Source organism: Streptomyces zaehneri, from assembly GCF_032248645.1.
In the GTDB taxonomy this organism is placed as follows: Bacteria; Actinomycetota; Actinomycetes; order Streptomycetales; family Streptomycetaceae; genus Streptomyces; species Streptomyces coriariae.
The window spans coordinates 160,850-167,639 of the sequence record NZ_JASTTJ010000024.1; the positions used below are offsets into that span (position 1 = coordinate 160,850).

General features: G+C 73.9%; 5 protein-coding genes and 1 pseudogene. 4 read left to right on the plus strand and 2 right to left on the minus strand.

Annotation, left to right across the window (positions count from 1 at the left end; all coding sequences use genetic code 11):
- Window positions 1-41 precede the first annotated feature (41 nt).
- The 3 genes from rsgA to QQM72_RS32595 all read left to right on the plus strand — a co-directional run bounded on the left by rsgA (window position 42) and on the right by QQM72_RS32595 (window position 3,700).
- A complete protein-coding gene (gene rsgA, locus QQM72_RS32585) occupies window positions 42-1,187 on the plus strand; it encodes a ribosome small subunit-dependent GTPase A (protein ID WP_314224421.1) in 1,146 nt (381 codons plus the stop codon).
- Between the two features lie 498 nt (window positions 1,188-1,685).
- Window positions 1,686-3,191: a bifunctional transcriptional activator/DNA repair enzyme AdaA gene (locus QQM72_RS32590; RefSeq protein ID WP_314224422.1), complete on the plus strand. Its 1,506-nt coding sequence runs from the start codon at window positions 1,686-1,688 to the stop codon at window positions 3,189-3,191.
- Entirely contained in the window at window positions 3,188-3,700 is a 513-nt protein-coding gene (locus tag QQM72_RS32595) for a methylated-DNA--[protein]-cysteine S-methyltransferase (protein WP_314224423.1), read from the plus strand. Before QQM72_RS32590 ends, QQM72_RS32595 begins: the two co-directional genes overlap by 4 nt.
- Before the next feature lie 104 nt (window positions 3,701-3,804).
- Here QQM72_RS32595 and QQM72_RS32600 read toward each other — a convergent pair whose 3' ends face one another.
- Window positions 3,805-4,287 carry a DUF456 domain-containing protein gene (locus tag QQM72_RS32600; protein ID WP_314224424.1) on the minus strand — a complete coding sequence of 161 codons (483 nt, stop codon included), beginning with the start codon at window positions 4,285-4,287 and terminating at the stop codon, window positions 3,805-3,807.
- A 71-nt stretch (window positions 4,288-4,358) separates the two neighbouring features.
- The gene (locus QQM72_RS32605; RefSeq protein ID WP_054243255.1) at window positions 4,359-5,342 is read right to left on the minus strand and encodes a helix-turn-helix domain-containing protein; all 984 of its coding nucleotides are present in this window, start codon (window positions 5,340-5,342) and stop codon (window positions 4,359-4,361) included.
- Between the two features lie 450 nt (window positions 5,343-5,792).
- Between QQM72_RS32605 and QQM72_RS32610 the strand changes: the two are divergent.
- A pseudogene (locus tag QQM72_RS32610) lies at window positions 5,793-6,790 on the plus strand (hypothetical protein); the annotation flags it as partial.

Sequence of the window (6,790 nt, forward strand, 5' to 3'; positions counted from 1 at the left end):
TACGCGAGCGCTGCCGGGGCCGCCCCTGTGAAGGGTCCCCCTTGCATTTCTCCTCCGTCTCCTCCACCTCCGTCTCCTCCTCGGCTTCGCCGCTGCCGCTCGCCGCGTACGGCTGGGACGCCGACCGGGAAGCCGAGTTCGCCCCCCATGCCGAGCGGGGCCTGCTGCCCGGCCGCGTGGTGCGGGTCGACCGTGGGCTGTGCGACGTCGTCACGGTGGCGGGCATCGTGCGCGCCGACACCGAGTTCGTCGTTCCCCGTGACCCGCTGAAGGTCGTGTGCACGGGCGACTGGGTCGCCGTCGACCCCGAGGAAGCCGATCCGCGGTACGTACAGACACTTCTGACGCGCCGTACGGCCTTCGTACGTTCCACCTCCTCCAAGCGGTCCGAGGGCCAGATCCTCGCCGCCAACGTCGACCACGCCGTCGTCGCGATGTCCCTGGCCGTCGAACTCGACCTCGGCCGCATCGAGCGGTTCCTGGCGCTGGCCTGGGAGTCCGGCGCCCAGCCCGTCGTCGTGCTCACCAAGGCCGACCTGGTGCCCGACCCGGTCGCGCTGTCCTACCTCGTCGAGGACGTCGAGGCGAGCGCGCCCGGCGTGCCCGTGCTCACCGTCTGCGCGCGCGACGGCGACGGCGTCGAGGAACTCGCCGCGCTCCTCGGGCGGGGCACCTCCGTGCTGCTCGGGGCGTCCGGCGCGGGCAAGTCGACGCTCGCGAACGCGCTCGTCGGCGAGGACGTGATGGGCGTCCAGGCCACCCGCGACATGGACGGCAAGGGGCGGCACACCACCACCACCCGCAACCTGTTGCCGCTGCCCGGCGGGGGCGTCCTCATCGACACGCCCGGACTGCGCGGCGTCGGCCTCTGGGACGCCGGCACCGGGGTCGGACAGGTCTTCGCGGAGATCGAGGAGTTCGCCCGGAACTGCCGGTTCCACGACTGCGCGCACGAGTCCGAGCCCGGGTGCGCGGTGCGGGCGGCCGTCGAGGACGGGCAACTGCCCACGCGCCGTCTGGAGAGCTACCACAAGCTCGTCCGGGAGAACCAGTGGATCGTCGCCAAGTCCGACGCCCGCATGCGTGCCGACATCCGCCAGGACTGGAAGCGCAAGCAGGCCGCCGGCCGGGCCGCCGGGGAGGCGAAGCGAGGGCGCGGGCCGTGGCGACCCGCCCCTCCGCGGTAACACGTGCCTGTCTCGGTAACGCTTGCCGGACCGACACGGTGTGGGCGGTCCGGCACGGCGTTAGGCGGTCCGGTGCTGCGTGCGCGCGGTCCGGTAACGCCTGTCGGGTCTGGTAAGGCGCGCTTGTTCCGGAAAATGCCTGGCTGTTCCCGTAACGCTTGCGAGTCGTGAGACGCATGCTTGTTTCGGTAACGTTTGCCGGTCCGGCCGCGCGCGCATGTTCCGGAAACGCTTGCCGGTCCGGTTAACGCGTGCGTGGTCCGGTAAGGCTTGCCGGCCCAGGCCCAGGCCCAGGCCCAGGCCCAGGCCCAGGCCCAGGCCCGCGTCCAGGTAACGCGTGCCGGTCCGGTAACGCGCGTCGTTTCCGGAAGCGCTTTCCGGTCCCGGTTACGCACATGTGGTCCGGCAACACCTACCTGACCGGCAACCCGTTTCCGGTCCAATGTCACGTCCGATTTCCGCCAGCACGGTTTCTTCCGGGCGCCAAGACTGGAGTCCATGACGGACCAGGACACGCAGTACGAGGCGGTCCGCAGCAGGGATGCCCGGTTCGACGGCGAGTTCTTCTTCGCCGTCGAGACCACCGGCATCTACTGCCGGCCCAGCTGCCCCGCCGTGACGCCGAAACGCCGCAACGTGCGTTTCTTCGCGACGGCCGCCGCCGCACAGGGCTCGGGTTTCCGGGCCTGCCGACGGTGCCGCCCGGACGCCGTGCCGGGATCGGCCGACTGGAACGCGCGTGCCGACGTCGTCGGCCGGGCCATGCGGCTGATCGGTGACGGAGTCGTCGACCGGGAGGGCGTCACCGGGCTCGCCGTACGGCTCGGCTACAGCGCCCGCCAGGTGCAGCGGCAGCTCACCGCCGAGCTCGGCGCGGGACCGGTCGCTCTGGCCCGGGCGCAGCGCGCACACACCGCGCGGGTCCTGCTCCAGACCACGGGCCTGCCGGTCACGGAGATCGCCTTCGCGTCCGGGTTCGCCAGCGTGCGCCAGTTCAACGACACCGTCAGGACCGTGTACGCGACGACCCCGACCGGACTGCGGGCCGCCGTCCGTGCGACCCGCCGCACCGCCACCCCGTCCGCCGGGATCCCGCTGCGGCTCGCCCACCGGGGTCCGTACCACGCGGGCGCCGTTTTCGACCTGCTGGAACGGGAGGCCGTGGCCGGGGTGGAGGAGGTGAGCGGGCCGCCCGGAGGGCGCACCTACCGCCGTACGCTGCGGCTGCCGTACGGCACCGGGATCGTCGCCGTGGACGAGCGGGCGGGTGCCCCGGCCCGGGCCTCGGCCGTGCACCCCGGCGGGTGGCTCGACGCCCGGCTGCATCTCACCGACCCCCGCGACCTCACCACCGCCGTCCAGCGGCTGCGGAGGCTGCTCGACCTCGACTCCGACCCGTACGCCGTCGACGAGCGGCTCGGCGCCGATCCGCGGCTCGCCCCGCTGGTCGCCGACCGGCCCGGCCTGCGTGCGCCGGGGGCCGCCGACCCGGAGGAGTACGCGGTGCGGGCGGTCGTGGGGCGGGCGGCGGCCGAGCGGCTCGTTCGCGCCTATGGCAAGGCCCTCGACGCGCCCTGCGGGACCCTCACCCACCTCTTTCCCGAGCCGGCCGTCCTGGCGCAGGCCGGGTCTGTGCCCGAGTCCGGATCCGGGTCTGTGTCCGAGTCCGGATCCGGGTTTGTGTCCGAGTCCGGATCCGAGTCCGGATCCGAGTCCGGATCCGAGTGCGGGTCCGGGCCCGGTGCCGGGTCCGAGGGCCCGCTGGGCGTCCTCACCGCCGCTCTCGCCGACGGCACCGTACGGCTGGACCCGGGCGTCGACCGGGACGACGCCCAGGAGGCGCTGCTCGCGCTGCCGGGGCTGGACGCCCGTACGATCGCGGAGATCCGTGCCCGGGCCCTCGGCGACCCCGACGTCGTGCCGCCCGGCGTGGACGTCCCCGACACCTGGCGCCCCTGGCGCACCTACGCCCTGCACCACCTGCGCGCCGCGGAGGAACGATGACCGACCTGACGTACTGGACCAGCGTGGAGAGCCCGCTCGGCCCTCTGCTGCTCACCGCCGACGCCGACGACACGCTGACCTCCCTCTCCGTGCCCGGACAGAAGGGCGGACGGACCGTCCAGGACGGCTGGCGGCACGACCCCGGACCCTTCCGCTCCGCCGAGGAGCAGCTCGCCGCCTATTTCGCCGCCGAACTGAAGGAGTTCCGGCTGCCGCTGCGCAGTGACGGCACCGAGTTCCGCGAGCGCGTGTGGGCCGCCCTCGACTCCGTGCCCTACGGCGCGACCACGACCTACGGCGAGATCGCGGCCCGCGTCGGCGCCTCGCGGATGGCCGTACGGGCCGTCGGCGGGGCGATCGGGGCGAATCCGTTGCTGATCGTGCGTCCCTGCCACCGGGTGATCGGCGCCGACGGCTCGCTGACGGGATACGCGGGCGGGCTCGAGCGCAAGGTGCGGCTGCTCTCGCTGGAGGGCTCGCTCGAGGAGCGGTCCCAAACTCCCGCCTGACCGAGGGGCCGCCCGTCGGCGGTGCGGCAGCCCCGCAACCGTCACCCCCGCAACCGTCGTCCCCGAAGCGCCGTCCCCGAAGCGCCGTCATTCCCGCGCAACGGTCATCCCCACAGGACGGTCCCCAGCCACGCCCCCATGATCAACAGGCAGGTGAACAGCTCCGTGAGGACGCTGGAGCCGCCCGAGCGCATCGCCGTCCGCAGGGCCGCCCGGGCTTCGCCGTGACGGCCCAGGCGGAGACGTTCGGAGAGATAGATGCCGCCCATGAAGCCCGGGATCGCGCCGATCACGGGCAGCAGGAAGAAGCCGAGGAACGCGCCGAGTCCCGCGTACGCCGCCATCCGGGGGGTCGCGCCGCTCTCCCGCAGCCGACGGGGCGGCAGCGTCCAGCGCACCACCTGCGACAGGAACAGCGTGACCGTGGCACCGACCAGCACGAGCCAGGCGGCCGGCTGCGGATCCTCCAGCGCCCACCACAGGACCGCGGCCCACACCAGCCACGACCCCGGCACACCGGGCACCAGCACTCCGCACAGGCCGAGCAGAATGACCACTGCGACCAGCAGGAGTTGACCCACTCCCATCTGCCCAGGGTGCCCGAGTCAGGGAGAACCCGCAGGTCAGCCATACGGCCTCGGGCCGCTGACGCGTACGGTCAGTGCTCCCGGGCCACCCACCCCCGTTCGTACGCGTGCCAGCCCAGTTGCAGCCGGGTCGTCACTCCCGTCAGCTCCATCAGCCCCTTCACCCGGCGCTGTACGGTCCGCAGCCCGAGGTCGAGCTGCTTGGCCGCGCTCGCGTCGGTCATCCCGGCCAGCAGCAGGGACAGGATCTCCAGGTCGGTGGCGTCGGGACCGTCCGGGGCCTGCTCGACCACGCCGGCCGCGCCGAGGCGCAGCGGCAGCGCTTCCCGCCACACCGACTCGAACAGGCCCGACAGCAGCTCCAGCAGCCCGCTGGCGTGCACCACCAGGGCGGCTGGCTCCGCCGAGCGGCCGGTCAGCGGCACCAGGGCGAGCGAGCGGTCGGCGACGACCAGTTTCGTCGGCACCCGGTCCACCACCCGCACCTGTTCGTCCCGGCCCAGCGCGGCGGTCAGCTCCGCCATGCCGTCCGGCTGGTCGAGCACCGCCCGCTCCAGTACGACGCGATAGCGGACCCCGCGGGCCGTCGCCCGCTCCTCGGCGTCGTTCTCGCCGCCGGTCACGGCCACCGGGGTGCCGGTGACCAGCGCGCACACCTCCTCGCTCGCCCCGAGCTGGATCTGGAGGAAGCGCTGGGAGACGGCGGCGGCGCCCGTCACCACCTCGACCAGGTCGTGCACCGCCGGTTCGGCGGCCGCCGCCCGGTACTCCTCGGCGAGGAGGGCCGCCGCCAGCTCCGCCTTCTCCAGCTCGTGCCGCTGCTGGGTGAGCAGCGCGCCCAGGGCGACGCCCGGAGGCGCGGCGACCCAGCGGCCGGGGCGACCCGAGGACTGCGCGGCGAGACCGTGCCGCTCCAGCCGGCGCAGCGCGCGTTCGGTGTCGTGCTCGCCGAGGGCCAGTCGACGCGCCAGGTCGGGCACGTCGGCTGCGCCCACGGAAACCAGCGCCCGGTACGCCGACTCGTGCGTCCCGTCCAGCCCTATCGCTCCCAGCATCGGGTGCTTCCCTCCTTCTGACGTCCCGTGAATGGCGGGAAACAGCCACGGCGTAAACCCGCCGCCGCACATCATCGCCGTACCGCCGGTCACTCTGCCAAGGTGTGGCCACGGCGGAAACACGTGATCATCCACTGATCATCCACAGCGGAGGTCCAGGAGCGCCGTGCAGACTCGGGCCGGTCGGCCACGACACCGCGGCGCGGAAATCTTTCGAGAACGTGATCCGGGCTCATGACGCGCAGGGGCGCATAGGGGATATGAGTCTGGGTCACCCCATGTCGCCGGGCGGTTCTCCCGTGGGGGGTGGAACCGCCCGGCGACCTTTGTCGCACCGTGCTTCGCACTGGCGTTCAGGACGTCACTCGGCCCGCTGTTCGACACACGTGCGGTGGCGCATTTTCCGGATGCCCCGTTTTCATCCGGCCCGCGCAGTGGACAATCGGGGGCATGAGCCAGCAGGGGGGAAGGCCCACCGGTCACGAGGACGACTGGTGGGGGCAGTTGTACGACGACACCACCGAGGACGCGGGGCCCGCGCGCACCGCGGACTCCCTGGACGACCGTTTCGCCTCGGCCGCCGGAGCGGTGCGCTCCGGCGGTGCGGCGGAGAGCGCGGGTACGCCGGACGACGTCGGCGGCCCCGGATCCACGGCGGCCCCGCGGCACCCGAAGGGCGCGGGCGACACGGGGGGCCAGGCGGGCGGCGCGGACGCGCCCGGCGGCGCCGGACCGGTGCCGGCACCCCGTGCCGAGCGGCCCGGTTCCGCAGGGCGGACCGACTGGTGGTCCTCGTCGGCCGCCACGACGGCAGGGGCGCCATCGTCCCCGGAGACCACCGTTCCGCCGCCCGGGAACCGATCCGCCGCCGAGTCCGCCCCGGGGCGGGACGCGGGGCGGGACACCCCGTGGGATGCCGTGCCGGATGCCGTGCAGGATCCCGAGCAGACTGCTGGTGCTGGTGCTGGTGCTGGTGCTGGTGTCGGACATGACGGCGACGAGCGCGACGGCAGGAGCGATGCCGAGCCTGGCATCGGACGGGACTCCGGACCGGACTTCCGGCGGGACGGCGGGCGCGGCGGCGGACGGGATTCCGGACGGGACTCCGGACGGAACGCAGCGCGGGACGGTATCGGGCGCAGTCCAGGGCGCGAGGTCGCCGAGCGTGAGGTCGGCGTCGGTACTGGCGCCGTGAGGACGGAGCGGAGCGCCGGCCCGTCGGGGCGGCACCGCGCTCCCTGGGAGCCGCCGTCGGACACACCCGCCGGTCCTGCGGACTTCCCGCCCCGCCCGCTGCCACCGGGATTCGCCGAGCGGCCGCCCCACGACCCCGCCCCCTCCACCACCGGCGGCCTGGCGCCGACGGAGACGCCCCCCGACGCCCCCGAACCTCTGGCGCCGGCCACCCCGCCCGCGCCGCCGTCGACCCCGCTCGTACCGCCGACGAC

Excerpts from the sequence above, each read along its gene's own strand:
- QQM72_RS32595 (WP_314224423.1), top strand. The coding sequence starts at position 3,188 with ATGACCGACCTGACGTACTGGACCAGCGTGGAGAGCCCGCTCGGCCCT.
- QQM72_RS32590 (WP_314224422.1), top strand. The coding sequence starts at position 1,686 with ATGACGGACCAGGACACGCAGTACGAGGCGGTCCGCAGCAGGGATGCC.
- QQM72_RS32600 (WP_314224424.1), bottom strand. The coding sequence starts at position 4,287 with ATGGGAGTGGGTCAACTCCTGCTGGTCGCAGTGGTCATTCTGCTCGGC.
- QQM72_RS32605 (WP_054243255.1), bottom strand. The coding sequence starts at position 5,342 with ATGCTGGGAGCGATAGGGCTGGACGGGACGCACGAGTCGGCGTACCGG.